Raw genomic sequence first — 26,857 nt, 5'->3', positions numbered from 1 at the left:
ACTTGACATTAATTTAATTTTTTTGTAAATTGAGGCTTATATTAATTTAAAAAAAACAAAATGGCAATATTAAAAGTTATTGAAGTACTATCTAGTTCTGATAAAAGTTGGGAAGATGCGACAAAAAAAGCAGTAATTCATGCATCAAAATCGCTAAAAAATATCCGTTCCGTTTATGTTCAGGATCAAAGTGCTTCTGTTAAAGACAATCAGGTTCATGAATTTAGAGTAAATTTGAAAATTACATTTGAAATTGAATAATATTTTATTACAAAAAGACGACTTGAAAGCTTTCAAATTAATGAAAGCTTTTTTTATTTAAAACACTTAGATTGTTAAACATATATTAATGTGCCGTTTTTAATTGATTTGATAAACTTCAAACGATATATTTGCAATCAACTAAAATTAAAAAAATGCCAGAAAAAGAATTCACAACTTATCTTGAGTACATTAAAAATTATGTACTAGAATATTCACCAAAATTAATTTCCGCTTTTATTATTTTATTTGTTGGGCTATGGGCAACGAGTATTATAACAAAACTTATTAAGAAATTAATGAGAAAAAGAGAAATTGAAGCTACTTTAGTATTATTCATTGGAAACCTTGTGTTTTGGATATTGAGAATTTTAGTTTTAATTACTGTAATTACTCAATTAGGAATAGGTACAAGTTCATTTGTTGCTATTCTTGGTGCTGCTGGTTTAGCAGTTGGTTTAGCTTTACAAGGTTCTCTATCTAATTTTGCTGGTGGTGTTTTAATTATTTTACTAAAACCTTTTAGAGTTGGAGATGTAATTGAAGCACAAGGACTAATTGGTACCGTAAAAGAAATTAAAATGTTTTCTACATATATAACTTTACCAGAAAACAAACTAGCTATTATTCCAAATGCCAATTTATCAAATGATAAGATTGTTAATTTTACTGTAAACGGAAATTTGCGTGTAGATATTGAGATTGGTGTTGATTATGGTTCAAACTTCAAACAGGTAAAAGAAGTCGTTTTTAATATATTAGAATCTCATCCATTAATATTAAAAGATCCAAAACCAGCTGTTTTTGTCAAAACACTAAACAACAGCTCAGTTGATTTTGCTATTAGACCTTGGTCAAAATCGGAAGATTATTGGACTGTTCGTGCTGAAGTTTTAGAAGCTTGTAAATTAGCCTTTGACGACGCAGGAATTGAAATTCCTTATCCGCATCAAGTTGAAATTAAGAAAATTGTAAAATAGATTATTTATTTATTAAAAAATCTTTTAAATAATAAGGTTCAAAATAAGCGACATCTACAAAGTCGCTTTTTTTGTACTTTTCAAATGATAATGAGCTCATTTCATTAGCTGAAGGATAAACAACATCCTCATGAAAAATGAATTTATCAGCTGTCAAAACCTCTTTAAACTTTGCAATTCCATCACCAACTAAGTGAATCTTATTTTCAATTTCTGAATATGAATTTGAATCAATAATTTCAGCTTCAACTTTTCTTTCTTTTGCGTAGTCTACATTAAAAATAGCTGAATACACTTCCATTCTTCTTGCATCTATCATTGGAATGATTACACCATTTGTTATAGTAATTTTTCTAGCTAATAATTCAAGTGTATCAATGGCAATCATTGGAATGCTTAAAGCATAACACAACCCTTTAGCAGACGAAACTCCAATTCGTAAGCCTGTATAAGAACCTGGGCCTTGACTAACCGCTATTGCATTTAGATCTTTATAATTTATATTATTCTCTTTAAGTATTTCTTCAATAAAAACATGTAATTTTTCTGCATGAGAAAAGTTTTGCTCTGCAATTTCTTTACATGCAATTGTTTTTCCATTATTTGCAATGGAGACCGAACAGTTTTTTGTAGCTGTTTCTATATTTAAGATTAATGCCATATAATTTAGAAAATGCAAAAATACAATCTTTTTATTCTTTTAAAAGTATATAAAACAAAAAAGCATTTCATATTAATGAAATGCTTTTTTGTTTTTGAATAAATAAATATTACTTAGCCTTTTCTTTCTTGTCATTTGCATTTTCTAACCTAACTTTATCATTAGACATTAAGTCTTTTGAAACTGTTGTATAAGGTCCAACGATAATTTCTTCACCTGGTTTTAAGCCTGAAATAATTTCGATGTTTGTATCATCTTGGATTCCAGTTTTAATAACTCTTAGTTTAGCTTTATCTCCAACTTTTACAAAAACGCATTCAAATTTTTGATCCGATTTTGGAGCAGTTCCTTTTTTCTCCTGATCTTCTTTTTCTAATTCAGCTAAAATATCTTTTTTAACAGAAGTTGTATCTTCTTTTATAACAACTGCACTAATTGGCACTGCAATAATATCAACTTTAGTTTTTGTTATAATATCAACTGTTGCAGTCATTCCTGGTCTAAAAGGAGAATAATTTACAGCTTTCCCTTCTACTAAATCTTTATATGAATCTTTTTCTATTCTAATTTTAACTTTAAAATTAGTTACTTGATCAGCCGTTAAAGCTGTACTTGCAGAATTTGATATACTAGTAACTGTTCCTTTGAATTTTCTTTTTAAATAAGCATCTACTTCAATATCTGCTTGATCACCAATGCTTACCTTTACGATATCATTTTCATTTACATCAACTTCAACTTCCATGTTGTTTAGGTTGGCAATACGAAGAATTTCTGTTCCTGTCATTTGTTGTGTTCCTAAAACACGTTCTCCTAATTCAATTGAAAGTAAAGAAACAGTTCCGTCTGCTGGTGCATAAATTGTTGTTCTTCCTAAATTATCTCGTGTTTCAGTTAATGAAGCAGAAGCACTTTGCACATTGTAATAAGCAGATTGTTTTCCGGCAACAGCTACTTCATAAGCAGAAACAATTCTATCCCATTCTGATTTAGAGATTACTCCTTTATCGAATAACGTTTTATTTCTGTCATAATTAGCTTTAGCTTCTTTAACTTGTGCATCAGCTTGACTTAATCCGGCTCTTGAGTTTGAAACAGTAGCAGCTGCTCTATTTACTCCAGAAACATAAATATCTGGATTGATTTTTACCAACAAATCTCCTTTTTTAACTTGTTGACCTTCTTTAACTGGTAATGCAATAACTTCTCCAGAAACTTCAGATGAAATTTTAACTTCAACTTCTGGTTGAATTTTTCCAGTAGCAGAAACAGTTTCAACTATTGTCATCTTATTTGCTTTTGCAACTTCAACAATTTTAGTATCATCGTTTCCTCCTTTTCCAAAGATCATAATTCCTGCTACAACAGCTACAATTATTCCTAATACTATAAAAATGGTTTTTTTTGACATGATTTATTATTTTTTTATTAATGGTATTCCAAAATAGAACTCTAAAATTTTAGTTCTAAAGATGTAATCGTATTTAGTTCGTAATAATTCTGATTGTGCATTATCAAATGCTATTGATGATTGAGAAAAGTCGAAAGTGTTTAACAATCCAACTTCGTATCTTTCTTTGGAGAAATTAAATGCCTGGCTTCTAGCGTCTAATGTTTTTTGAGCCGCTTCATAGCTCTTTTTCGCATTAATCACATCATTATAAGCCTGATAAACATTACTTTCTAAGTCTAATTCTGCTTGTTGTAATTGAAATTCAGAACGTTCTTGATTAATTTTTGCTCTTTGAACCCTTCCTCTTGTTGCTAATCCATTAAGAATTGGAACGTTTAATTGTAATCCTATTGCAGTTCCATCAAACAAGGATAATTGATCTGCAAAATTAAACGGAGTGCTTTCAGACCAACGCGTGTTATAACCAACAAATCCAGATAAAGTTGGCAAATAAGAAGATCTAGAAATAGCAACATCTTTTTTAGCAATTTCTACATTTGAAAGCGCAATTTTTATATCATTAACTGACTCTTTTGCTTTTGACAAAATGGTTTGTTGTGTTTCAGTACTTAAATCTGTTAATGGTAAATCTATTTCTTCGTCTGAAATATCGAAAGTTGTATAATCATTAATTAGCAACATTTGACACAATGCAATTTTAGAAATCAAAAGCGTATTTTCTGTACTAATAATTTGTTGTTGTTGAGTTGCATCAGTTGCTTGAAGTTCATAAATATCTCCAGCTGGTAATGAACCTGCATCAATTAGTTGTTGTGTTCTAATTAAATTCTCTTTAGTAATCGAATTTTGATTGATTAAAACTTTTAATTGCTCTTTGTTAAATAAAATTTGCAGATAAGAATTCGCAATCGAAAGTGCAATATCGTCTTTCATTTTGTCCAAACGATATGTATTGGCTATTTGGTTTAACTTAGAACGCTGTAATGTTTTCCAATTAGCCAAACCATTAAATAAAACAATACCTGAATTAGCTGCCGCTGAAAAAGATTTAAAGGTTTGATTTTGAAACTGATTTGTTACAGGATTAATACTTGCTCCAGTATTCATACTGTAAGAAGCATTAGTGCTCAGAGTTGGCAGAAAGCCTCCAATAGCTTCCATTTTTTCAACTTCAGAAGTTTTTAAATCCAGCTCAGATTGTTTTATTGAAATATTATTTTCGATGGCATAATCAACACATTCTTCAAGTGTCCATTTTTTATCTTGAGCGGAAACTTGTATTCCTACCAACAAGAGAAAAAGTATAATTTTTTTTGTTATCATTTTGTATTAATTACATTCTGAATTCTCCTATAAGACCAAATTTTCTATAAAATGTTACAGGAAACAATTAAAATTTTAATTTTACATCAAATTATTCTTTTATTATGAAATATATTGTTGGCTTATTAGCTCTCTTTTTTATGATCTCATTATTTGCTTCTTGTGCAACCACAAAGAAAATTGAAGCTTTAAAACCTTTGCCTTCAGATGATAGCCCTATGGTTTACAAAAACAAGACTTCTTTCATCGCTATGCCTGTTGAGATTTCTGTAAATGAAATTGAAAATCAACTTAACAAAAACTTGTCTGGTTTAATTTATGATGATGACAATTTAGAAGATGACAACACACAAATGAAAATTTGGAAAACAGGAAAAATCAAATTAACTGAGAAAAATGGAGTTATCACTTCTGAAATTCCTTTAAAAATTTGGTCACAATTTAAATATGGAACAGAATATTTTGGATTGAATGACACACGTCAGATCAGTTTAGACGGAACCATTATTTTAGAAAGCAAAGCTCATTTAAACAATTGGAAACTAACTACAACTTCAAAACTTAAAGATTTTAATTGGAATGAAAGTCCAAGTATTTTAGTTGCTGGAAAAAAAATACCAATTACTTATATCATAAATCCAACCTTATCAATTTTTAAATCAAAAGTTTCTAAAATGATTGATGATGCCATTGATAAATCTTGCGACTTTAAACCACAAGTTTTAGAAACTTTAGGAGTTATTAGCAAACCTTTTTTAAGTAGTGATGCATATGAAACTTGGTTTAAGTTAATTCCGATTGAACTTTATGTAACAGATGCAACATTAAAAAACGGAAAAATAACCATGGATATGGGTTTAAAATGCGATATGCAAACTATGGTTGGAATGGAACCGAGAAATAATTATGACGCAAGCAAAATAGCTTTAAAACCTGTTGCAAAAATGCCAGACAAAGTTACGGTTTCTGTTGCTGCAGTATCAACTTATCAAAGTGCTTCGAAGATTATTACTAAGAATTTTAAAGGTCAAGAATTTGCTTCGGGAAGTCGAAAAGTTACTGTTCAACATGTAGAAATTTGGCAAAAAGACAAAAAAATAATTATTGCTTTAGACTTAACAGGAAGTTTGAATGGAACTATTTATTTATCGGGTTATCCTAACTTCAATGCACTATCAAAAGAAATTTATTTTGATGAATTAAATTATGTTTTAAATACGAAAAGTGTTTTGTTAAAATCTGCCAATTGGTTGCTACAAGGCACAATTTTAAATAAAATTAAAGAAAGTTGTCGTTATTCTATTCAAGAAAATTTAGAAGAAGGGAAAAAGAATATGGAACCTTATTTAAACAATTATTCACCCATGAAAGGTGTTTTTGTAAATGGTTCTTTAGATGATTTTAATTTTGAAAAAGTAGAATTAACTAATAAAGCAATTATAGCATTTATTACAACTTCTGGTAAAATGAACATTAAGATTGATGGGATGGAATAGTATTTAGTACAAATAAAAAAGCAAATTAAAACTTAATTACTTTTTAGAGTACTTCAACTTATAAACTCCAAAACCTACAAGAGCTACTAAAATATAAGGCACAATCATTAAAAAAACAATTCCATCATTAACTGCTTCTGCTTGCACTGTGTTTTCGTTACTTTGTAGAGCTGCTCTACACATGGCACATTGAGCTTGAGAAGCTAGAGGTAAGAAGAAAGATGCAAGAAGAAAGAAGATTCGTATTTTAAAACTAATTTCTTTTCTCTTTTCTCTTTGTTCTTTTTTCTTTTTTCTTTTTTCTTTAACTAGCATAATAAGGAGAAATCATTAAATAAACTACAACACCTGTTACAGCAACATATAACCAAATAGGAAACGTAATTTTTGCTATTTTTTTGTGTTTATCAAATCGTTGGGCTAAAGCTCTAACATAAGTTATCAAAACCAAAGGAATTATAATGACTGATAAAATAATATGAGATATTAATATTGGATAATAGATAAAACCTAAATCACCACCATATTTTGTTGAATCTGATGTCATGTGATAAGCTACATACATTACTAAAAACAAAACAGAACATAAAATGGCCAACTTCATTAATCTTTCGTGAAGCTTTTTGTTTCCGTTTTTGATAGCAATTACCGCTACGACTAACAAAATTGCCGTAAATCCATTTACTGCAGCGTAAATTGGAGGCAAAAACGATAAAGGTTCAACATCAAAACCCATTTTGCGAAGATTTACTCCAAATAGTAAAGCAACTGCTAAAGGAATTATAATTGATAAAGCAATAATTAATTTATTGTACTTAGTTTCTATATTGTTTTTATCCATTTCAGAATTTAAATTTTTTCTATTTTGAAGTTTGTTTTTGAAATTGCCTTGTTTTTGAAATACTTATTCGTCTAAAAGTTTTTTAATATCTTCTTTTATTGCTTTTACACCAGCTGGTTCTAAACCGTCATAAAAGTAAATTGGATTATTAAAACTATCCTTTCTACTTCTTATCATTCCTTTTTTGTCGATTAAGGCAAACATTCCAGAATGATATAATCCACCTGGTTCTTTTTCATCTTCACCAGCATTTAATTTGAATCGTTTTTCGGCTAAATCAAATACATAGTCTTTATCGCCTCTTAATAAATGCCAATTGTAATGTTTGACCCCTAATTCTTTGGCATGTTCTTTTAACACTTCAACAGTATCATTATCTGGGTCAATCGTTATGGAAGCTATTCCAAAATCTGGTTTACCATAAAATTCTTTTTGAATATCTAACATATTCTCATTCATTTTTGGGCAAATCGTAGGACAAGTAGTAAAGAAAAATTCAACAACATAAACTTTACCTAAATAATCTTTGTCAGTTATTGTTTTGTTGTCTTGATTCGTTAACGAAAACTCTGGAACTGGTCCCATTTCCATTAAATCTGATTTTTGAAATTTAGCAATAATTTTTGGTACGGCCCAAATTCCGAAAATTAAAATAATGAATGAAATTCCGATATATGATTTATTCTTCATTAGATTTTACGTTTATTGTTACGTTTTAAAGCTAGACGATATTCTGCTAATATAACTTTTACATCATCGCTCATATTATTATGCAAATCAGCTGCCGAAATTGTATTATAACCTTCTTTATATTCTTCTTCCCCTTTAAGGTCTTTTCCTTTTCTTCCTCTAAGATTTAAGTCTTTATCAACAATATAGACATTTGCAGAACCAATTGCTGGATTTAAAGTTTCGGTAAGTTTTAAGCTTTTATGAAAATTAGAAATAGAGTCATGTGTAGTAAATACGAAGTTCCAACCCGTTAAATCAGAAATAGAACCAAGTTCGGCAATTATAGATTTTATGTCATCTTGGGTTCCGTCTGGAGCAATCATTACAATTTGAAAATCTTTAAATTCTTTATTCTTATTGTATATTTTTTGATTTAAGTTGAATAGATTTCCTTTTTCAGTAAGCACATCATCTCCTAAAAAACCAAGAATTGTTATTTTTTCTTTAAGTTGCACTTTATGATCTGAAAGAGATTTCCAACTTGGAAGTTCATTTACATTTTCTGTTAATGTTGGAAGATTAACAAATTTATTTACACCCGTTGCAAAAAACATATAAACAACTAAAGGTAATATGAAAAGGACGACTAATATAATTTTCTTTCCCATTTTAAATATTTTTTTTGGAGAGTACAAAGATAAAAAAATCCCGATGTTTATCGGGATTTAATTTATATATTAAAATGTTAAAAATTCCATTTTATTGTTCCATCTTTAAAAATATTGTAGATATAATCTCCTTCTACAAGTAGAATAAAACATAAGTACAATATTAAAAACACTAAAGGAACTACAATAGCATTTCTTAACCATTTATTTTCACCTTCTAAGTGCATAAAAGCCCAAACAATATAATATGCTTTTACTATTGTAAGAATTATGAACAACCAGTTCAATAAATTCATACCAAGAAAATCAGTTTTGAAAAGTGCATCTGGTCTTACAATACCAAAAGCTACTTCTACAATAGTTATAACAGAAAGTAGTCCAAATACAAACCAAATTCTTTTTGTGTTAGATTCGTGTGCGTGTGCCATAATTACTATGCTTTAATTTTTTATTATACTAAATAGAAGAATGTGAATACAAATACCCAAACTAAATCTACAAAGTGCCAATATAATCCTACTTTTTCAACCATTTCATAACTTCCTCTTTTTTCATATGTTCCTAATAAAACATTAAAGAAAATAATGATATTGATCAAAACTCCTGTAAAAACGTGAAAACCGTGAAAACCTGTAATAAAGAAAAAGAAATTTGCGAATAATTTTTGACCATATTCATTTCTTATTAAGTTAGCTCCTTCAACAACATAATGAGCAGAAGCAATTCTTTTAATAGATTCTTCTCTTGAAAGAACTACTTTTTTCTTATCTACAATTTGCTCTGTTCTAACTAAAATATCTGGATTATTTTTAAATCCTTCAACTACTTCATTAACTGAATATGATGGCAAAGCTCCTTCAGACATAAACCAAGTAGATTTATTTCTTGTTAATTGCTCTCTTTCTTCGGGCAAATGTGCTGCAAAATCAGCTAATGCAACTCGGTGACCTTCTTTATCAACAAATTGAAGTATTGAACCTCCTTTAGTTTCTACTGCTCCAAATTCACCTTTGATAAAGTTTTTCCACTCCCAAGCTTGTGAGCCTAAGAATATCAAACCTCCAACGATTGTTAAAAGCATATAAAATGCTACTTTCCCTTTATTTAAATGATGACCAGCATCTACTGCTAATACCATCGTTACAGAAGAGAAAATAAGAATAAACGTCATCAATGCCACATAATACATTGGTGCTTCTACACCATGTAAAAACGGAAAGTGAGTAAAAACTTCGTCTGCAATAGGCCAAGTTTCTATAAATTTAAATCTTGAGAACCCGTAAGCTGCAAGAAATCCTGAGAATGTTAGTGCATCTGAAACGATGAAAAACCACATCATCAATTTACCATAGGTTGCTCCCATTGGTCCTGGTCCTCCGTCTAAAGCGTGTTCATGTGAAGTAACTGTTGCTTCCATAAATTAATTTATTGTTAAAAAGTGCTCAAATTTATTGTTTTTTTTCTATTTGTAAAAGTAGAAAAATAAAAACAGATAAATCCATATAAAATCCATAAAGTGCCAATACATCGCACTAAGCTCAATACCAAGGGTTTGAGAGGGATTGTATTTTTGTTTAAAATGATTATAAATTACGATTAATAGTGAAATAATTCCTCCTAAAAGATGTGCGATGTGTACAATTACCGCAATATACAAAAATGATGTGGTAACATTACTTTCACTTCCTGTAAAAAAATACCCATTTGCAACAACCTGAGAAAAACCTTCAAGCTGCAATAAAATAAATGCAATACCTAATGATAAAGTCGTTAACAACATAATAGTTGTTAGTTTTCTATTATCGGCTTTCATAGCTTTATTGGCAGCGTAAAATGTAAAACTACTAATAAATATTACAATTGTACTGTAAATAAACGCATTTGGCAATTGAAAATCTTTTAACCAATCTGGTCTCGATTTACTAACCACATAAGCGCTAGATAATCCAGCAAAAATCATAAAAATACTAATCATTCCAAAAAGTAGTAGCATTTTGTATGTTCTTCCTTTTCTAGATTCTTGTTCTTCTAATGTCATCATAATTTATTATTTTAAATAAACTTATCTATTACGTAAATAATCTGAAGCAATGTTATATAAGAAACACTTACCAACATTAGCTTTCTTGCTGCAATAGCATCCATTTTGTTATATAATTTGAAAGCATAAAACAACATCCAAAGTCCTAACAAAAATATAATAACCGCAGCACCTATTGAAATCTGGAATTTACCTGTAAAACCTAAAACTGGGATTAAAGAGGCAATAATCGTCCAAATTGTATATAATATAATCTGTAAAGCTGTTTTCTTATCTTTCTTTCCTGTTGGTAACATAAAAAAACCTGCTTTTTTGTAATCGTCAAACAAAAACCAACCAATAGCCCAAAAATGCGGAAATTGCCAAAAGAATTGAATAATAAAAAGTGCTCCTGCTTCTATACCAAAAGTTCCTGTAGCTGCAACCCAACCTAACATATAAGGAATTGCACCAGGAAATGCCCCAACAAAAACAGACAAAGGAGTTACCGTTTTTAAAGGAGTATACAAACTCACGTACATAAATATAGAAATAGCTCCAAATAGAGCTGTTTTTTGATTTACTGAATATAAAATTGCTAGTCCTAAAACAGTCAAGACACAACCTAAAATAAAAGCATTACGTTTTGAGATTAAACCAGCAGGCAATGGACGATTTTTTGTTCTATCCATTAATGCATCTAAATCTTTTTCAATAATTTGATTGAAAACATTTGAAGCACCAACCATGCAATAACCACCAATTGATAAAATCAATAAAGTCTGAAAAGCCGAAGCATTCCATTGATCAACCCCTAGAGCATATCCTGCTAAGGTTGAAAACATTACACTAATGGTTAAACGAGCTTTTGTAATTGCCGTAAAAACATTAAATAATGAAGGACTAGTAAGTGGTTGATTTGATGAACTCAAAATGGAATAATTCTCTTTTTTTTATCGATTGCAAAGATAGTAATAAGATTTATTATTTGATATACAAAACCAATTGATTTTACAAAACCCTGTTGTTAAAATTATAAAATAGAAATAAGTAGAAATTAATAATCAAAATACCAATTGAATAAATCTGTTTTTATTCCAGCAGAAAACCAAGTTGTAGTTGATGCTTTTGTAATTAAATCTTCTGTTGTTGGATTAAAATCTCTAAACATTAAATTAGCAAAAACTTTCATATTTGAAGACGGATTTACTATATATCCTGCTTGAAAATCAGCAATTATTAATGTTGTTTTATTTCCTTGTCCAACAATAACTCCTTTATCAAACGGACGATTGTCATCATAATTTAGGTAAATATTTCCACCATAATTGTTCGTATTTATTCCGTCTGTATAATCTAAACCTTGAAAACCATAATTAATTTTAGCTTGCGCAAAATATCTTCCTTTGTTATATCTAGCTATTGCAACTAGTTCACTTGCATTTGCTCCCCAGTTATGACCCATACTTTGGTTATTATGACCGTAATTAGTTACCACGTTACTGTGAGCGTATACATAAGGTCTTATTCTATTGTATTCTAATTGTAAAGTAAGATTATCAATTCCGAAAGCATTATAATATTTAGCTCCTAATTGATAGGCAAATTTATTTTTCCAACTTTTATCTCTTGCCTTTACATCACCAATAGAAAATTCATCTAATAAAAATTGTGCGTAAAAGTTAATACTGTTGTTAAACTTGTATTTAGTTGTTAATCCCAACAAGGCATTTCCAGATCTTGAAGATGATGAAAATTCAACTGCTCTATAAAATATAATTGGATTCACAAAATTAACATCAAAACCTCTATCATTATCATTTCCCCAAACTACACTTTCAAAGAAACCAATATTCATTCGTTTAGAAACATTCCAACTTAAATAATGATTTGCCATAAATTTTGTGGTGTAAGTTCTATCAATAGTCACTTCTGGACGAACGTCCTTTAACCACATATAGGTGTTTGTATATTTAATTTTCCAAAATGAAGTGTTTATTTTTAAAAATGGATATGGGCTTGTTCCATCACCTTGAAGCAATGAACGATAACCATCTCCGATAAAATTTCTTCCATAACCCAATTGCAAATCAACAAATTTACTTGGAGTGTATTTTATATTTGCTTCTGCTAATGGAAAATCATAAGCATTTTCTTTAAATTCCTTAGCGATTCCAATTCCTGGAATTATTGCTGGATTTCCACCTGAAGGTTTTATGCTATTAGCATATTCATTATAATAATCTGCAAATAATCCTTGTGATTCATATATCTGAGTAGAAAAACTCAATTGCTCTCCTAATTGCCCGTTTACAGAAACACCTCTTGTATTTACGTAAGTATAGTTATTATCACTACCAAAATCTTTTCCTACATTAAGATTCAGAATCGGGTTTATAGTAAACCAATAACCATCTCCTTGAATAGATACAAGATTTTCATTCCAAAGCTTTTTACCCCACCATGATTTTTTGTCTTTTTTAATTTTTTCATACTCCGTATCAAAATCATAATACTTGGCCACTTCTGAATAAGAGTAAGGCTTTGAAGCTGTGTGATTATTACTCCCAACAAGGTTTAAATTTTGATCGAAATAAGCATAATTAGCATGTGTAAAAGGCAGATTATTGTTTCCTTTATAAATACTATTTTTATATTCTTGAAGTTTTATATCTTCATATTCTGTTAATTCGGCAAACTTCTCCGTTTTTTTATTTTTTGCAATTGCACTATTTTTATCCGTCATGCTTACAAAAGTAGAATCAAGCGGAATTGGGATTGTTATTGTATATTTTGCGTAGGTTTTTCTTCCTTGATAAGTTGCTGGCTTAACCTTTTCTAACAAATCAAAAACACGTTTAGTTTCGTTTTTTAAATCTTCAGAATATGCTTCTGTATATAGAATTTTAAATTTTCCAACTGTATCGACTTCAAAAAGCGCATAGACCTTTCCATTATAAGAATTGGCTGATTCAGGAATTTTAAAATTAGATAAGATATGCTTTTGAAGATTTTCGTAAAAACAATCTTTTTTACTTAAGACCTGATTGTCTTCACAACTTTTAAATTGCGGAAAAACTTCATTATTATTTTCTTGTGAAAATACAATTTGTCCAACCAACAATAGAAAAAATATAATTCTATATTTCATTTTAATTTTTTTAATAACCGTTTTTTGAATCGAGCCCTTCAACAATTGCTTTGGCAGAAGATGTTCCAATACGTTTTACCCCAAGTTTTATCATCTCAACTGCTTCTTCATAATTTCGCACTCCACCAGCAGCTTTTACAGGTAAAGGAAAGGAATTTTCGAGCATTATTTTGATCGTATGAATTGTCGCACCGTTTGGTAGATTGTTTTGAGTTTTATAAAATCCTGTTGAAGATTTTACAAAAACATTATCGTATTGACTTTCTTTAAAGTTTGAAATTATAATGTTTTTTATAAGAACACACAAACCTATAATTTGTGAATCATTTAAAGCGGCTACTTCAATAATCCATTTTACATTTTTATTGTTTTGCAAACCTAAAGCTGTGCATTGTAGCACTTGTTCTTTAACTAAATCCGTTTTACCTTCTTTATAAGCTTCATAATTTACTACAAAATCTAAATCATCAGCACCGTCTTCGATGGCCTTTTGAGCTTCTTTAAGTTTGTAGTCAATTGTATTTTGACCTAATGGAAAATCTATAACTGTTCCTATGTTTACTTTAGAATTTGCATCAGAAATCATTTTCTTTGCCATTGAAACAATTTCGGGACGAATCATAATTAGTTTAAAATTATAATCTATTGCTTCTTGGATACTCTTTTTATTAATTTCAATAGTTTCGTTTTCTGAAATTGAAGCTTGTTGAGCCGTTTTTAAATAGGTAGAGTCGAGAAATTGCTTGATATTCATAGTTGATATTCTTATTGGGTATAAAAATAAAAAAATCCCTTTTAAAAAAGGGACTTTATATTTATTATTTACCAATCTTAAAAGAGATAGGTATAGTATATGTAACTTTTACATCTTTTTTACCTTGTTTCGCAGGAATAATTTTTGGTAATTTTTTTACTGCATTTTCAACGGCTAATCTCATGTCGTTTGTTGCTCTATTGTTTTCTGCAGATTTTATTGAAGTAAAGTTACCATTTTGATCTACAATAAACTGAACAAAAACAGTTCCTTCTTTTTTATTTTCTAAATCTCTTTCAGGATATTTTAAGTGTTTGAAAATTTCTTTTTTTAATTGTGCATCAAAACAAGCTTTTTGATCTGCTTTAGAAACATTTTCGCAACTTGGAAATCTTGGTAAAAACTCAACTACAACAAAAACTTCTTCTTCACTTCCATTTCCTGAATTTCCATCTAAAGGATTGTCATTTGGATTAGCTACAGGATTTGCATCAGAAACATTTGAATCTTGGTGTGAAGCATCCTTAACAATATCGTCATTAACCTCAGTTTCTGTTTTTATAAATTGATTTATAACTTTTAGTGGAACAATAGGTTTTGTAATTGTTTTTACGACAGTTTTTTTAACTGTTTCCACAACCTTTGCTTCTTTTGCTGGACTATATTTAAAAGGCTTTTCAAAATCTATTATTCTTTCTTTTTTAAGAGCGAAATTACTCTCTGTTGTTTCAAAATTAAATTCTAAAACAAATAATACGGCTACCATAACAGCAATTAATCCTAATTGGAAATAAATAAAGCTATTTTTAGATTTGTCTATCATTTTAACATTTGGTTTCATAATAATTTGTTTTAAAGGTTAATTATATAACAATAATCAAATTATGTGCCAAAAAAAATCCCAATCTTATAAAGATTGGGATTTAATTAAAAATATATAAATTTTATCTGTTTTCTAATTTGAATAAAATAGGCTGTGCATAACTTACACCAACAGCTTTACCTCTTTGTTTACCTGGAGTAAATTTTGGTAATTTTTTAATAATTCTTTCAGCTTCTGCTTCTAATAAATCACTATCTTTTTTTCCTGTACCTTTTAATCTAAGATTAGTAACATTACCTGATTTATCAATTACGAATAAAACAGTAATTCTACCTTGAACACTATTTTCTTTTGCTCTTGAAGGGTATTCAAAATATTTTTTAATGTGTTTGTTCATTTGCTCCATGAAACATTCTTTTTGTTGGCTTCTAGGTACTTTTTCACAACCTGGAAACAACGGCACGTCTTCTAAAACTGCGAAAGGAACATCTACATCGATATCTTCAACTGTACCGGTAACTTCACCAACATTTGATGCCTTTACAACAACAACTTCTTGTTTTTCGTTAGTTTCAGTTGTTTCAATTTTTTTATCTTCAATAACCACTTTGTCATCAACAATTTGAATTACTTCTGGTGCTGGTGGTGGTGGTGGTGGTGCTTTTTGCACTTGCATTGTTAAGGGAATAATTTCATCATCAATAAAATTATCAACTATTTTTGTTTTTTCAACAACAATAACTGGATCTGGAGTTTTCACTTCTATAGCGATATATGTTAAAAAAGTGATTGCTGCTAATCCAATTTGGAAATACAACAAACTATTTCGTTTTGCGTCAACGCTAGGATTCTTTTTTGGTTGCATGGTTATTTAATTTAGAGTACGAATATAAATAATAATTTTAAACTTTTAAATTTTACTAGAAGAAAACTTTTCCATAATGAAATAATTTAACAAAGCGGCACAAATTATACCTGTTAAATTTGCAATTGCATCATAAAAATCACCACTTCTACTTACAGTAAAATACTTTTGAATAACTTCAATAATTATGCCATAAAAAAACGATAAAGCAATAACTATCAAATATTTAAACCTTATATCTGTTTTAACACTTCTTAAGAATAAAAATGTCAATATGAAATAAAATAAAAAATGCACAAGTTTATCACTATTTTGAAAGGATGTTATTGTGTTTTTTTCGAAACTAACTAAACTTAGAATTGTTATTATCACAATCCAAATTATAGTTAATCCGATATAATACTTACGCTCCAACTAGTGCTTTGTAGGCATTACTATCTAACAACTCATCTAATTGAGAAGCATCAGAAATTTTGATTTTCACCATCCAACCGTCTCCATAAGGATCGCTATTTACTTTTTCTGGCTCACTTTCAAGAGAATCGTTAAATTCTATGATTTCACCTGAAACTGGCAAAAATAAATCAGAAACCGTTTTAACAGCTTCAACTGTACCGAAGACTTCGTCTTTTTCTAAAGTTTGATCTAAGGTTTCAACTTCAACATAAACGATATCGCCTAATTCTTTTTGTGCAAATTCTGTAATACCAACTGTTACTACATCACCATCAACACTAACCCATTCATGGTCTTTTGTGTATTTTAAATTTTCTGGAAAGTTCATTTGTTTTAAATTTTAAGCAAAATTAAATTTTTATAGGTAATAAGTTCTATTTTTTTTAATTAATTTCCAAAATTATATCTCAGTGTAAATCCAGCTCTAACAGTTGTTAGTGGAAATGCTGTAGAAATAACTGCTTTTGAAAACTGGTGATCATAATAGAATATTGCCGTAAAGTTCCTAGAGAATGAATAATCTGCAGTGAATTTAATTGACATTAAATTTTGTCCACCTGATAATTGATTGTTATCATAATCTAGATATCTAACTATAGTTTCATTTCTTCTAATAGAAAAATCAGCTTTTAAGTTCACATCACTTTTAATAACACCTGTTGGAGAATCTGCCAAGGTTGAACTTATTGTAACATCCTTAATTCTGTATCCAACACCAAAAGTATACTCATTTCCCTTCACTTCTGTTAAAAGATTATTATCAAAACTCATATTTAAAGTCCTATCTTTTTTCATTTCAGCCAAGAACTTTAAAGATCCTTTGGTTTCAAAATCAAAACGAACTAATGGATTAAATTGTTCCGCTAAATTGACATTTGAAATAATCCTTTTAGCATAAATATTTCCGTTTTGGTCATTTATTTCTGGATTCAGATTAGATCTAAATTGGTTAATACCATAACTAGCTCTATAGCCGTGTTGAATTGAGAAACGTTTGAATTTATCCTTAAAGAACTTATAATTCATTAAACCAGTATATTTAACATTCCAATTTGGCAATGGAATTGATTTAAAATCATTGGTTGATACTTTACTTGCACTTTGTCCCGAATAAGCTGCCAAGAAAGAAGGCAACAATACTTGTTGACTATTTTTACCAAATCCTGTAGGAAAACCATCGGCATCATAACTAGGAATTCCACCTGCACCATAATAAGATTCTGCCAAACGTGTTGCCACAACCAAGCGATTATCTCTAAAGTCTTGAAAAGCTTGAGAAAAACCTTCACTACTTTCGCTAAAAGATGTTTTTATTAAAATCGTAGAAATATTATAATTACCAAAGTTATAAGGCGATCTTGGATTGTATTGACCATCAGCAGAAACATCATATTGTTCTGAGAAATTTTCAGCTAAAGTTCTATCAGCACTTAAATCTATTTTAAAGTCTTTAAAAACCTCCATTTGAGCGGTAAGATTCAATTGTTTGTTTTTTACTTGCGTAAAGTTTTGATTGAAATCAGGAAAATTAGTCAAATATCCATTTTTTGCTGCTTCATATCTAATATCCGATTGGCTTCCTAGTACAAATCCAACCGTAGGTCTTGTTGTTCCAAAGAATCCAACTCCTGGTAGAAATCCTGGTAAAACTGTACCGTTATTTTCAATATAATTAACTTGAATATTTTTCACACTTGTTAAAGCCCCAATTAATCCTTTAACAAAAATATTTTGATCATTTGACGCACCAACTTTAGGTTTAGCTACAATTTTTTCACCTGGTTTTGGTGGTGCAGCAGCTTTAGTTTTAGGTGCTTTTTTAACTCCAATTCCAAGCATTTTATAGAAAGCAGTCATATCAAAAGTTGTATTTAACTTATGAGAATTGGCATTTTGAATTGTATTCCCTAATTGATAAATATCACCTACTTCAGTTTCAATACTTGCAAAAGCACTTGATGAACGAGTCCAGTTATAATCAGAAGTATAGGAATAATTTGATTTAACAAAGCCTAAAAATGGTAGTTTATTAATTGGCAATTCATAATTAACTACTAATTGTTGATTGTGCTGATTTGGCGTTCCTGGATTCCAAAAATCATCCCAAATAGAGAACGAATCAATTGGTGTATTGTTTTCGTCTAAATAATTTTTTACTAAGTTATTTGAGTTAGCATTATAAACAAACGAAAGTGATTTAGTTAATTTGTAATTAAATCCGTAGTTGTAATTAAAGAAGAAATTCCTTCTGTAAAGTGGATCTAATTCAATTCCTTGTACTTCAATTTGCCTGAATTGTTGTTTATTATATTGTCTTAAAATATTCGAACTAAATGAGATGCTTGTTGGCAAGAAATTAAAGTTAAAATCTTGTAATGCTTTATAATAATTTCCTTTAGAAAACACTTTTGACTTTTTGAAGGGTTCAATAGCTGAAGGTTTAAATGAATAGGCATAATCAACTGTTGTTTTAACCTGTTTATCGGTTAAACTTTCAATTTCAAAATCATGATGTTGCGTTTCGTTATACGAATATGACAACGTTAAGTTTTCAGGATCATAAATATGCTGTTTTTGATCTGGAGCTCTATCTTTTCTTACGCCAATAAAGTTAATACTTTGCCTTTTTGTATAATCGATTGCTCTATTTTCGATTGCATTTTTCTCATCTTGATCCTCTGTAATATCAAGTAGTTGTTCTAATTCAATATCTTGATAATAAGGGTCATATTTTGGTGTAATTATCTCTTCCCCAACGGCATAATTAAATGGTAAATTGATACCCCATTTGCTTGGTAATAATTTTCCTAAATTGAAATTGGTTACTAAATCATATTGTTTTACATCTTCTCTACTTCTTTCATTTGGACCTTGTTCTAGAGAACCAAAACCAATTGTACTCAACCTCCCTGTTGTTGAAATAGTAGCAAAATCGGCCATATTTGCATCAAGATTTGCTACAGCAGCATAACCACCTTTGTTGTCCATTTCTGACATACGCAATTCGTTGAACCAAACTTCACCTCTAATAGGTTGTGAACCGTTTTTATTTTTAACTCCAATCATTAAAGTTCTTACTAAACCAAAATTTGGATTACCTTTTATACCTAATGTTAATTTACTATCCGACGAACCTATTAATACATCTTCCTCTTCAATAAATCTAATACCATTAACATCTGGCGCAGATAAACTTGGATTATCAGATAAAGCTAACGTTTTAAGAGCAGTCAAATATTTAAGTGGAACATTAATTTCATTATCTGCTAACCAAACATCTTCTGCTGATCTAGCACTTTGAGATGATACTTTTAGCGGCATTTCGACTTGATAGAAATTTTGTGTAAAGTCATTTCCAAAACGAATAAAAGCTACCATTTCATCATCTTGCAATGGAGTAGATTCTGGGGTCGGCAAAGCTTCAGCATGTAAAAACATGCGCATTTTCTTAAACTGACGCATATCTACATTTACATTTTTGAAAACTGCTCTTGAATCATTTGGCTGTAAACCATCGACATAATTACCCGAATTAGGATCATAAACTCTTAAAGAAAGAGATTGTTCGTTTTGATTAATAATAGTGTTATTGTTATACAACTGCTCTCTTTCAACACCAGGAGGCGCAACATAAGGAATAGGAGAACGATTTCCATTTTCTTGGATATTTACTGCTACAACATCAAACCCTGTATTATCATCGGCTGGATTAGGATCTGTTTCATCTAAAGTATTTGTAAATCTTCTCCATTCACCTCTAACTAAGTCTAAAGCTCCAAAACGTAAAGTTACATCATTATTAAATCCAGTTAGAAACATTCTCATAAAACGAATAGAACGAAAATCTGAAATTGAACCCACTGCATTTGCAGCAGTTGCCTCTAAAATTGGAATTTTGTATTGAATCCATCTTGATTTTCCTTGCGTTCCATCAGGCAAGTCTATATTATCAACTAATCGAGTATCAACAACATAATTCTGTCCAACTTGTGGGTTAGAATTGATATCGATTTCAAATTTATAATACGCATTGATGGTATTCATGGTATTATCTCTATTAATATCTTCTACATCAGGGAAAGTTGTACTTCCTCTATTTGTATCCGACACATTAACAGGTGAATTTCCTTGAGTTCCATTGTAATTTTTATATCTATCTAAAACGCCACCAGTTGCATTTAAATAAAATTGATAATTATCTGCTGCTGGATCAGGATTTCCTGCAAAAGCAGAAAATTGTGCTGCTTCTTCGGCATCTGACAATCCGTTTAAACCAACATCTTGTGCTAGTCTATTGCCATCATTTGTATCAAAAGCATAGATTAAAGATTGTGATGCTGGAGTTTTTCCCCAAGCAGAAGGATTTGTTGCTGTTACTGCACCGGCTTCTGGCAATCCGTTTTCATATAATTTTCTTCCATCTTTAAGGACATCTTCTGATATTTCTCCTAAGTTAAATACAAGTTTTCCTGTATTTCCAGTATTTTCAACTACTCCTTGTTCATTATAATAAGGGTCTAATACCCAAAACTGAATATACTCTACATTTGATTGCTCAAAGTTTGTAGAATTTATACTTCTCATAATTCCACCCCAATTATCTTGTTCTGTTCCTCCTGGAAAAGTATTACTTGTCGCTGCAGGGTTAAAATTATAAGGTCCACGCTCTTTTGGAAAATAAGTCAAATCTAATGTAGAGACGACTTGTGTTTGTCCTTGAGCAATATCTGTTTCTGGATATAATTCTCTACTAAAAATTCTTCTTGTTCTATTTGTTGATAAATCCTGATTTGAAATTCCTGCTGGTGCTTGTGTATAGAAAACTGGGTCAATAGAATACCAAGACATTTTTGCTCTTTTGTATCCATATGCTAAATCCCCTTCTGTTAATTCTCCTCCAAAATCTATTGGTGTACTTGCTAAACTCCATGCTGAAGCAGAACGCATATCAATTGTTGTTTGTGATCCTTCAAAATCATCAATATAAACTGTAGATTCTCCATTAAAGTTTGAAGTCTTTGAAGCTCCAGGTTTTAAATAGGCAATTTCACCTCTAAAAGATAAGTTAGAAGGCACATCTGTATCAATATTTGGTAATTTATTAGCTAATCTTGTTAAGAAAGGAACTTCTGTTGAGAAATTTGCGTTTAATCCGAAAATTGTATTGTTTACTGAATCTTGATTGTAATCTGTTTTTTGTGTGAAAGGTCTTTCAGACATATTTAAGATTGTACCACCAATTAAGAAATTTTCATTGAATTTATGTTCAACATTCATTCCCCAAAAACGTCTTGTTTGTTGTCCAAAAACAGCATTATTTTCTAATGAAACTTGAATAGGAGTATTTGAAGCCAGCAAAGAAGTATCTGTAATATAAACTCTACCCAATTGATAGTTTACTGTATAATCTACTCCTTCAACAAGAACTCTTCCGCCAGCTGTAACAACTACTGAACCTTGGGGTACATTAAACGCTCCAATTGGAATTCCATCACCTGAAGTAGATTTATACCTACCTCTTAATTGAAACTTATTTTTTTCACTTTCTTGTAAAGCTGCTGCTTGTGTTTGTTTGTATAAATTTCTAAAAACATACTTTACTTGATTATCATTATAAGACCCAGTTGTACCTGCAGTTGGCGGAACATCATAATCTTCTGTTGGATTAATTTTTAGCTTATCGAAAAGTAATTTTCCAAAAGGTTCCACATTGGTGAAAATAATTCGTCCATATTGTGCATCAACTGTAATTCCTGGAATAAAATCAAAAAAACCATCACCTCCTTGTTGTGGGTCATTAGTGTAATTTAATTTATCTAAATTAAAAACTTTAATTAAAGGAGTTTCGGCCACATCTGCTGGCAAAGCTGTTGAACCAACTTGTTGAATATAATTTAACGGAGAAGGATCTGTATAAAGAATATTGAATTTAAAATCTTCGCTTTCCAATTGATAACCACCTGGAATTTGATAAATATTCTTCATCATTAAGTCCCAAGCTGGTTTATTTACGTTTACCAATGTTCCTTTTAGCATTTTTAAAATCAAACTTTGCGTTGAAGGAGTTGCTACACCAGATGTATTATCCACTTGAGTTGCATCAACACCATCAGTACCAAATTCTCCAACCTGATAAACTTCATCACCAATTGTATACTGATAGGAAACAGCTAAAACTTCATCATTTGAAAGTCTTTGATTTAAGGAAACATATCCTAACTGTGGATGAAAAGTAAATTCATTAGCACTAAGTTTTCTTGCATTTTCTAATTTTACATAATCTTGTCCTTCAAGAACTCCAGAAATATTGAAACCACTTCCTGCAGTAGCAATATCTCTAATTCCACTATTTAACAAAGAACCTCCAACACCTATGTTTGTTGGGTCAAATTTGTTATTCCCATTATCTGTTGGTCTATCTGGATTAGTTAAAGGAAAATTAAAAAAACCACTAGGAATTGGATTTAATCCAATAATTTCAGAATTATTTATATTATTCAACTCCGCTTCACCTAAATCTTGAAGACCAATAATATTTCTTAAATTATTATCTTGTGTATTAATTCTATTTTGTCTGTTTGTTATCCATACTTCAATACGAGTAATTTGAATTCTACTATCTACATAGGGGTAATTTCTTAAAGAGCTGTCATACTTATTTCTAAAGTATTGTGATAAGAAATAGTGCCTATCATTATCATATTCTTGAGCAAATAAACTAAAGTCTTGGATAGTTGCTCCACCTTCAGCATTTACTGTTTTCGTTTGCGATTTTTGTTCAGAGAAAACTCCAGTTACAGTCGTTTTTCCAAATTGCAATTGTGCTTTAACACCAAATAAACTTTGAGCACCACGAATAAGCGTACTGTTTATTGGTAAACTTACATTTCCAAGTTCGATTTTCTGAATAATATCGTCTTCGGTTGGTGTGTATTCTAATTTTATTAAATTTTGAAAAGCAAAAGTGGATTGCGTGTCATAATTTATATTTACATTTAAACGTGTCCCAACTTTTCCTTGCAACCCCATACTAATTCTTTGATTGAAATCGAAAGTAAAGTTTTTTCTATTCCTTGGAGAAAGTGCTGGATTATCTTGTTTTGTAAAGCGCATTCCTAAATCCATTTCGACAGAACCTGTTGGTTTTACATCAATTGTATTTCCTCCGAAAATGGTTTCAAATAATTTTGAATTTACATAATATCTTGGTAACAAATCTCTTTTAGCTTCTTCAGAACCTTCTTTTTGTCCATCAACAGCACTTAGCTTTTGTTTATAATACTCACGCATTGACTCTCTTAAAACCAATTCTTCATATTGAGCAGGAGTAAGAATTATTGGGTAATTAATATTAAACCCATCAAAAGTATTAGAATAAATATATCTATCCGTTATAGGATCATAAGTATAAGCCTCGAGGATATTACTAGGGTTTGATATGCCTAAACTTCCTTGACTATAGCCCATCTTAGTTGAATCAATTTCAACTTCTTGTGCAAATGCAAACGGAGCAATCAGTAATAAAAAAACTGCTGCTACAAACTTAAACAAGTTGTTTAATAAGTTATTCTTTTCCAAGTAATTATAAGTTTTTTAATGCTAGTTTAATGATATTTTCAACAGTTGCATTAGGATTTTCATTGATGATTTTATCAATCACTTTTTCTGCATTCTTTCTAATAAATCCTAAAACCTCCAAAGCAGATAACGCTTCTTCTTTATTTGTATTGTAGTTAGATGTTGAAACTTCGTCTAAACTGTATATTTTTAACACTTTATCTTTTAAATCTAAAATAACTCTTTGAGCTGTTTTTGCTCCAATGCCTTTAATTGACTGTATTGTAGCTACATCATTTGAAGCAATTGCCTGAATAATGTTTGTAGGCGAAAGAGAAGACAACATAGTACGAGCAATATTTGCCCCGATTCCTGAAACAGAGATTAATAATTTAAATAATTCTCTTTCTTGTTTCTCGACAAAACCATATAAACTATGAGAATCTTCTTTAACTTGTAAAAAAGTATATAGCTTTAAATTGTCAGAATCTGGTAATAATGAAAACGTGTGCAAAGAAATATTAATAAAATACCCTACACCGTTGCATTCAATAACAACTTCTGTTGGTGTTTTTTCTACTAATTTCCCTTGAATGTGTGTAATCATATAAAACTATTTAACGTTTATTTTTTAATTTTTCTTCCCTTTTCTTGAGCATCAACAACAGCAACAGCTGCCATATTAACCATTTCTTCAACGCTTGCTCCTAATTGAAAAATATGAACAGGCTTATCTAATCCCATCATTATAGGGCCTATAGAATCAGCCTTGTTTAATTCTTTTAGCATTTTATAAGTAATGTTTGCCGCGTCTAAATTTGGATAAATTAAAGTATTAACTTTCTTATTTACTAATTTAGAAAAAGGAAATTTACTTTTTAACAATTCAGAATTCAGAGCAAAGTCAGTTTGAATTTCTCCATCTACTATTAAATCTGGATAATATTTATGCAAATAAGCCACTGCTTCTCTTATTTTTTTAGAACTTTCATTATGTGAAGAACCAAAATTTGAAAAAGAAACCATAGCAATAACTGGTTCCATACCAAACATTCTAACTGTTTTGGCTGTCATTAATGCAATTTTAGCTAAATCTTCTGCTGAAGGATTTACATTAATAGCTGTATCAGATAAAAACATTGGCCCACGCGAAGTCATCATCATGTTGGTTGTAGCAATTCTTGTTACACCAGGACCTTTATCAATTAGCTCCATGATAGGCTTAACAACAGACGGATAACTTCTTGAATAACCAGTAACCATTGCATCTGCCTCTCCTTCGTTAACCATCATTGCAGCAAAATAATTACGCTCACGCATCCATTTTTCTGCATCTAAAAGCGTAATTCCTCTTCTTTTTCTTGTTTTCCAAAATGCTTTAGCATACTTATTTCTTCTCTCATTTTCCTCTTTAGTTTTGGGATCAATAATAGTTACTTCACCTTCAAAACCAATCTCCTCCATTAATTCCTGGATAATTTCTTTATTTCCAAGTAAAATTGGCATTCCAATTCCTTCTTCAAGGACAATTTGAGCAGCTTTTAATACATCTAAATGATCTGCTTCTGCAAATATTATTCGTTTTGGATTTGTTTTTGCTCTATTTATTAGCAATCGAATCATTTTATTATCAGAACCTAAACGTTCTAACAATTCTTCTTCATATTTCTCCCAATCCGTAATTTCAATTTGAGCAACACCAGAATCCATAGCAGCTTTTGCAACTGCCGGAGCTACTAATGTAATTAATCTTGGGTCAAACGGTTTTGGTATAATGTAATCTCTTCCAAAATTTAATTTAGTTTCACCATAAGCAATATTTACTTGCTCTGGCACTGGGGTTTTTGCTAATTCAGCCAAAGCTTTAACAGCTGCCATTTTCATAGCTTCGTTAATTTTAGTAGCTCTAACATCTAAAGCTCCTCTAAAAATATAAGGAAAACCAAGCACATTATTAACCTGATTAGGATGATCAGAACGGCCAGTTGCCATAATGATGTCTTCACGCGTATTTATAGCTACGTTATAATCTATTTCAGGGACAGGATTTGCCATTGCAAAAACGATAGGATTATCATTCATGGTCAACAACATTTCTGATGTTAAAATATTTCCAGCAGAAAGCCCTAAAAAAACATCAGCATCTATAAGTGCTTCAGCTAAATTTATTCCTTTTTTGCCAAAAGAATATTTTTTTTGTAATTCTGATAAATCAGCTCTGTCTTTAGACAGCACACCATCTTTATCGAACATGATAATGTTTTCTAGTTTCACTCCAAGTAAAACATATAAATTTGCACAAGCTAAAGCAGCAGAACCCGCTCCAGAAACAACAACTTTGACTTTACCAATTTCTTTTTCTGCTAATTCAAGTGCATTAAGTAATGCCGCTGATGATATAATTGCGGTTCCATGTTGATCATCATGCATAACTGGAATGTTTAGTTCTTCAACTAAACGTCTTTCAATTTCAAATGATTCAGGAGCTTTTATATCTTCTAAATTTATTCCTCCAAAAGTCGGAGCAATATTTTTAACGGTTGCTATAAATTCTTCAATATCTTTTGTGCCGATTTCAATATCAAACACATCAATATCAGAAAATATTTTGAACAACAAGGCTTTTCCTTCCATTACTGGCTTAGAAGCTTCTGGTCCAATATCTCCAAGTCCTAGAACAGCTGTTCCGTTTGTAATAACTGCAACTAAATTTCCTTTAGCCGTATATTTATATACATTATTGACATCTTTAGCAATTTCCAAACAAGGTTCTGCTACTCCTGGGGAATAGGCTAATGACAAATCACGCTGTGAAGCGTACTTTTTTGTTGGAACAACCTGAATTTTTCCAGGTGTTGGTTTTGCGTGATATAATAAGGCTTCTCTTCGTTTTGTATCTTTGTGCATATAACAGA

Annotated in this window: 23 protein-coding genes; 3 read left to right on the top strand and 20 right to left on the bottom strand. The window is 30.3% G+C overall.

What is annotated here, in order from left to right; genetic code table 11:
• The first annotated feature begins 60 nt into the window (after window positions 1-60).
• Both AAC008_RS12975 and AAC008_RS12970 read left to right on the top strand, forming a co-directional pair.
• A complete protein-coding gene (locus tag AAC008_RS12975; RefSeq protein WP_339889750.1) occupies window positions 61-261 on the top strand; it encodes a dodecin family protein in 201 nt (66 codons plus the stop codon).
• 155 nt (window positions 262-416) lie between these two features.
• Window positions 417-1,241, top strand: coding sequence for a mechanosensitive ion channel domain-containing protein (locus AAC008_RS12970; protein ID WP_339889748.1), 825 nt, complete (start codon window positions 417-419; stop codon window positions 1,239-1,241).
• A 1-nt stretch (window position 1,242) separates the two neighbouring features.
• Here the strand turns inward: AAC008_RS12970 and tsaB are convergent, their stop codons facing one another.
• From tsaB to AAC008_RS12955, 3 genes are all read right to left on the bottom strand, one after another.
• The gene (gene tsaB, locus AAC008_RS12965; protein WP_339889746.1) at window positions 1,243-1,902 is read right to left on the bottom strand and encodes a tRNA (adenosine(37)-N6)-threonylcarbamoyltransferase complex dimerization subunit type 1 TsaB; all 660 of its coding nucleotides are present in this window, start codon (window positions 1,900-1,902) and stop codon (window positions 1,243-1,245) included.
• Window positions 1,903-2,011: 109 nt separating this feature from the next.
• Entirely contained in the window at window positions 2,012-3,313 is a 1,302-nt protein-coding gene (locus AAC008_RS12960) for an efflux RND transporter periplasmic adaptor subunit (protein WP_339889744.1), read from the bottom strand.
• A 6-nt stretch (window positions 3,314-3,319) separates the two neighbouring features.
• Window positions 3,320-4,639, bottom strand: a complete 1,320-nt coding sequence (locus AAC008_RS12955; protein ID WP_339889743.1) for a TolC family protein — start codon at window positions 4,637-4,639, stop codon at window positions 3,320-3,322.
• Between the two features lie 104 nt (window positions 4,640-4,743).
• On the opposite strand from AAC008_RS12955, the gene AAC008_RS12950 reads away from it, so the two are divergent.
• Window positions 4,744-6,135 (top strand): DUF4403 family protein, encoded by a 1,392-nt coding sequence (locus AAC008_RS12950; protein ID WP_339889742.1) that lies wholly within the window; start codon window positions 4,744-4,746, stop codon window positions 6,133-6,135.
• A gap of 36 nt (window positions 6,136-6,171) precedes the next feature.
• Here the strand turns inward: AAC008_RS12950 and AAC008_RS12945 are convergent, their stop codons facing one another.
• The 17 genes from AAC008_RS12945 to AAC008_RS12865 form a co-directional block, all read right to left on the bottom strand.
• The gene (locus AAC008_RS12945; RefSeq protein WP_339889740.1) at window positions 6,172-6,450 is read right to left on the bottom strand and encodes a hypothetical protein; all 279 of its coding nucleotides are present in this window, start codon (window positions 6,448-6,450) and stop codon (window positions 6,172-6,174) included.
• Window positions 6,440-6,976, bottom strand: coding sequence for a DUF420 domain-containing protein (locus AAC008_RS12940; protein WP_339889739.1), 537 nt, complete (start codon window positions 6,974-6,976; stop codon window positions 6,440-6,442). Before AAC008_RS12940 ends, AAC008_RS12945 begins: the two co-directional genes overlap by 11 nt.
• A gap of 63 nt (window positions 6,977-7,039) precedes the next feature.
• Complete coding sequence (locus tag AAC008_RS12935; RefSeq protein WP_339889738.1) at window positions 7,040-7,666, bottom strand: SCO family protein; 627 nt, start codon at window positions 7,664-7,666, stop codon at window positions 7,040-7,042.
• Window positions 7,666-8,316: a hypothetical protein gene (locus tag AAC008_RS12930; RefSeq protein WP_339889737.1), complete on the bottom strand. Its 651-nt coding sequence runs from the start codon at window positions 8,314-8,316 to the stop codon at window positions 7,666-7,668. Before AAC008_RS12930 ends, AAC008_RS12935 begins: the two co-directional genes overlap by 1 nt.
• A gap of 77 nt (window positions 8,317-8,393) precedes the next feature.
• A complete protein-coding gene (locus AAC008_RS12925) occupies window positions 8,394-8,744 on the bottom strand; it encodes a cytochrome C oxidase subunit IV family protein (protein ID WP_339889736.1) in 351 nt (116 codons plus the stop codon).
• A 23-nt stretch (window positions 8,745-8,767) separates the two neighbouring features.
• Window positions 8,768-9,733, bottom strand: a complete 966-nt coding sequence (locus tag AAC008_RS12920; protein ID WP_339889734.1) for a cytochrome c oxidase subunit 3 — start codon at window positions 9,731-9,733, stop codon at window positions 8,768-8,770.
• 45 nt (window positions 9,734-9,778) lie between these two features.
• Window positions 9,779-10,357, bottom strand: a complete 579-nt coding sequence (locus AAC008_RS12915) for a cytochrome c oxidase subunit 3 (protein ID WP_339889732.1) — start codon at window positions 10,355-10,357, stop codon at window positions 9,779-9,781.
• 11 nt (window positions 10,358-10,368) lie between these two features.
• Window positions 10,369-11,268, bottom strand: a complete 900-nt coding sequence (cyoE, locus tag AAC008_RS12910; protein ID WP_339889731.1) for a heme o synthase — start codon at window positions 11,266-11,268, stop codon at window positions 10,369-10,371.
• A 125-nt stretch (window positions 11,269-11,393) separates the two neighbouring features.
• A complete protein-coding gene (locus tag AAC008_RS12905; protein WP_339889730.1) occupies window positions 11,394-13,487 on the bottom strand; it encodes a gliding motility protein RemB in 2,094 nt (697 codons plus the stop codon).
• A 10-nt stretch (window positions 13,488-13,497) separates the two neighbouring features.
• Window positions 13,498-14,241: a deoxyribose-phosphate aldolase gene (gene deoC / locus AAC008_RS12900; protein ID WP_339889728.1), complete on the bottom strand. Its 744-nt coding sequence runs from the start codon at window positions 14,239-14,241 to the stop codon at window positions 13,498-13,500.
• A 64-nt stretch (window positions 14,242-14,305) separates the two neighbouring features.
• Window positions 14,306-15,082 (bottom strand): energy transducer TonB, encoded by a 777-nt coding sequence (locus tag AAC008_RS12895; RefSeq protein ID WP_339889727.1) that lies wholly within the window; start codon window positions 15,080-15,082, stop codon window positions 14,306-14,308.
• Window positions 15,083-15,185: 103 nt separating this feature from the next.
• On the bottom strand, window positions 15,186-15,929 hold the full coding sequence (locus AAC008_RS12890; protein ID WP_339889726.1) for an energy transducer TonB: 744 nt from the start codon (window positions 15,927-15,929) through the stop codon (window positions 15,186-15,188).
• Window positions 15,930-15,974: 45 nt separating this feature from the next.
• Window positions 15,975-16,301 (bottom strand): VanZ family protein, encoded by a 327-nt coding sequence (locus tag AAC008_RS12885; RefSeq protein WP_339889725.1) that lies wholly within the window; start codon window positions 16,299-16,301, stop codon window positions 15,975-15,977.
• A 31-nt stretch (window positions 16,302-16,332) separates the two neighbouring features.
• On the bottom strand, window positions 16,333-16,713 hold the full coding sequence (gene gcvH, locus AAC008_RS12880) for a glycine cleavage system protein GcvH (RefSeq protein WP_339889724.1): 381 nt from the start codon (window positions 16,711-16,713) through the stop codon (window positions 16,333-16,335).
• Between the two features lie 59 nt (window positions 16,714-16,772).
• On the bottom strand, window positions 16,773-23,852 hold the full coding sequence (sprA, locus tag AAC008_RS12875; RefSeq protein ID WP_339889760.1) for a cell surface protein SprA: 7,080 nt from the start codon (window positions 23,850-23,852) through the stop codon (window positions 16,773-16,775).
• A 115-nt stretch (window positions 23,853-23,967) separates the two neighbouring features.
• On the bottom strand, window positions 23,968-24,549 hold the full coding sequence (ruvA, locus tag AAC008_RS12870) for a Holliday junction branch migration protein RuvA (RefSeq protein WP_339889723.1): 582 nt from the start codon (window positions 24,547-24,549) through the stop codon (window positions 23,968-23,970).
• A gap of 17 nt (window positions 24,550-24,566) precedes the next feature.
• On the bottom strand, window positions 24,567-26,849 hold the full coding sequence (locus AAC008_RS12865; RefSeq protein WP_339889721.1) for an NADP-dependent malic enzyme: 2,283 nt from the start codon (window positions 26,847-26,849) through the stop codon (window positions 24,567-24,569).
• Between the last annotated feature and the right edge of the window lie 8 nt (window positions 26,850-26,857).

Origin of the sequence: uncultured Flavobacterium sp. (genome assembly GCF_963975515.1) — a bacterium.
Lineage (GTDB): Bacteria > Bacteroidota > Bacteroidia > Flavobacteriales > Flavobacteriaceae > Flavobacterium.
The sequence above is the reverse complement of the archived record's forward strand: the minus strand, read 5'-3'. Positions and strand labels throughout refer to the sequence as shown.

Bases quoted from the DNA above. Each gene is read 5' to 3' on its own strand.
- AAC008_RS12975 (WP_339889750.1), top strand. From the start codon at position 61: ATGGCAATATTAAAAGTTATTGAAGTACTATCTAGTTCTGATAAAAGT.
- AAC008_RS12865 (WP_339889721.1), bottom strand. From the start codon at position 26,849: ATGCACAAAGATACAAAACGAAGAGAAGCCTTATTATATCACGCAAAA.
- AAC008_RS12970 (WP_339889748.1), top strand. From the start codon at position 417: ATGCCAGAAAAAGAATTCACAACTTATCTTGAGTACATTAAAAATTAT.
- AAC008_RS12950 (WP_339889742.1), top strand. From the start codon at position 4,744: ATGAAATATATTGTTGGCTTATTAGCTCTCTTTTTTATGATCTCATTA.
- ruvA (WP_339889723.1), bottom strand. From the start codon at position 24,549: ATGATTACACACATTCAAGGGAAATTAGTAGAAAAAACACCAACAGAA.
- AAC008_RS12915 (WP_339889732.1), bottom strand. From the start codon at position 10,357: ATGATGACATTAGAAGAACAAGAATCTAGAAAAGGAAGAACATACAAA.
- AAC008_RS12935 (WP_339889738.1), bottom strand. From the start codon at position 7,666: ATGAAGAATAAATCATATATCGGAATTTCATTCATTATTTTAATTTTC.
- sprA (WP_339889760.1), bottom strand. From the start codon at position 23,852: ATGGGCTATAGTCAAGGAAGTTTAGGCATATCAAACCCTAGTAATATC.
- AAC008_RS12945 (WP_339889740.1), bottom strand. From the start codon at position 6,450: ATGCTAGTTAAAGAAAAAAGAAAAAAGAAAAAAGAACAAAGAGAAAAG.
- tsaB (WP_339889746.1), bottom strand. From the start codon at position 1,902: ATGGCATTAATCTTAAATATAGAAACAGCTACAAAAAACTGTTCGGTC.
- AAC008_RS12895 (WP_339889727.1), bottom strand. From the start codon at position 15,082: ATGAAACCAAATGTTAAAATGATAGACAAATCTAAAAATAGCTTTATT.
- AAC008_RS12925 (WP_339889736.1), bottom strand. From the start codon at position 8,744: ATGGCACACGCACACGAATCTAACACAAAAAGAATTTGGTTTGTATTT.
- AAC008_RS12940 (WP_339889739.1), bottom strand. From the start codon at position 6,976: ATGGATAAAAACAATATAGAAACTAAGTACAATAAATTAATTATTGCT.
- AAC008_RS12955 (WP_339889743.1), bottom strand. From the start codon at position 4,639: ATGATAACAAAAAAAATTATACTTTTTCTCTTGTTGGTAGGAATACAA.
- AAC008_RS12890 (WP_339889726.1), bottom strand. From the start codon at position 15,929: ATGCAACCAAAAAAGAATCCTAGCGTTGACGCAAAACGAAATAGTTTG.
- AAC008_RS12930 (WP_339889737.1), bottom strand. From the start codon at position 8,316: ATGGGAAAGAAAATTATATTAGTCGTCCTTTTCATATTACCTTTAGTT.
- gcvH (WP_339889724.1), bottom strand. From the start codon at position 16,713: ATGAACTTTCCAGAAAATTTAAAATACACAAAAGACCATGAATGGGTT.
- deoC (WP_339889728.1), bottom strand. From the start codon at position 14,241: ATGAATATCAAGCAATTTCTCGACTCTACCTATTTAAAAACGGCTCAA.
- AAC008_RS12960 (WP_339889744.1), bottom strand. From the start codon at position 3,313: ATGTCAAAAAAAACCATTTTTATAGTATTAGGAATAATTGTAGCTGTT.
- AAC008_RS12920 (WP_339889734.1), bottom strand. From the start codon at position 9,733: ATGGAAGCAACAGTTACTTCACATGAACACGCTTTAGACGGAGGACCA.
- AAC008_RS12905 (WP_339889730.1), bottom strand. From the start codon at position 13,487: ATGAAATATAGAATTATATTTTTTCTATTGTTGGTTGGACAAATTGTA.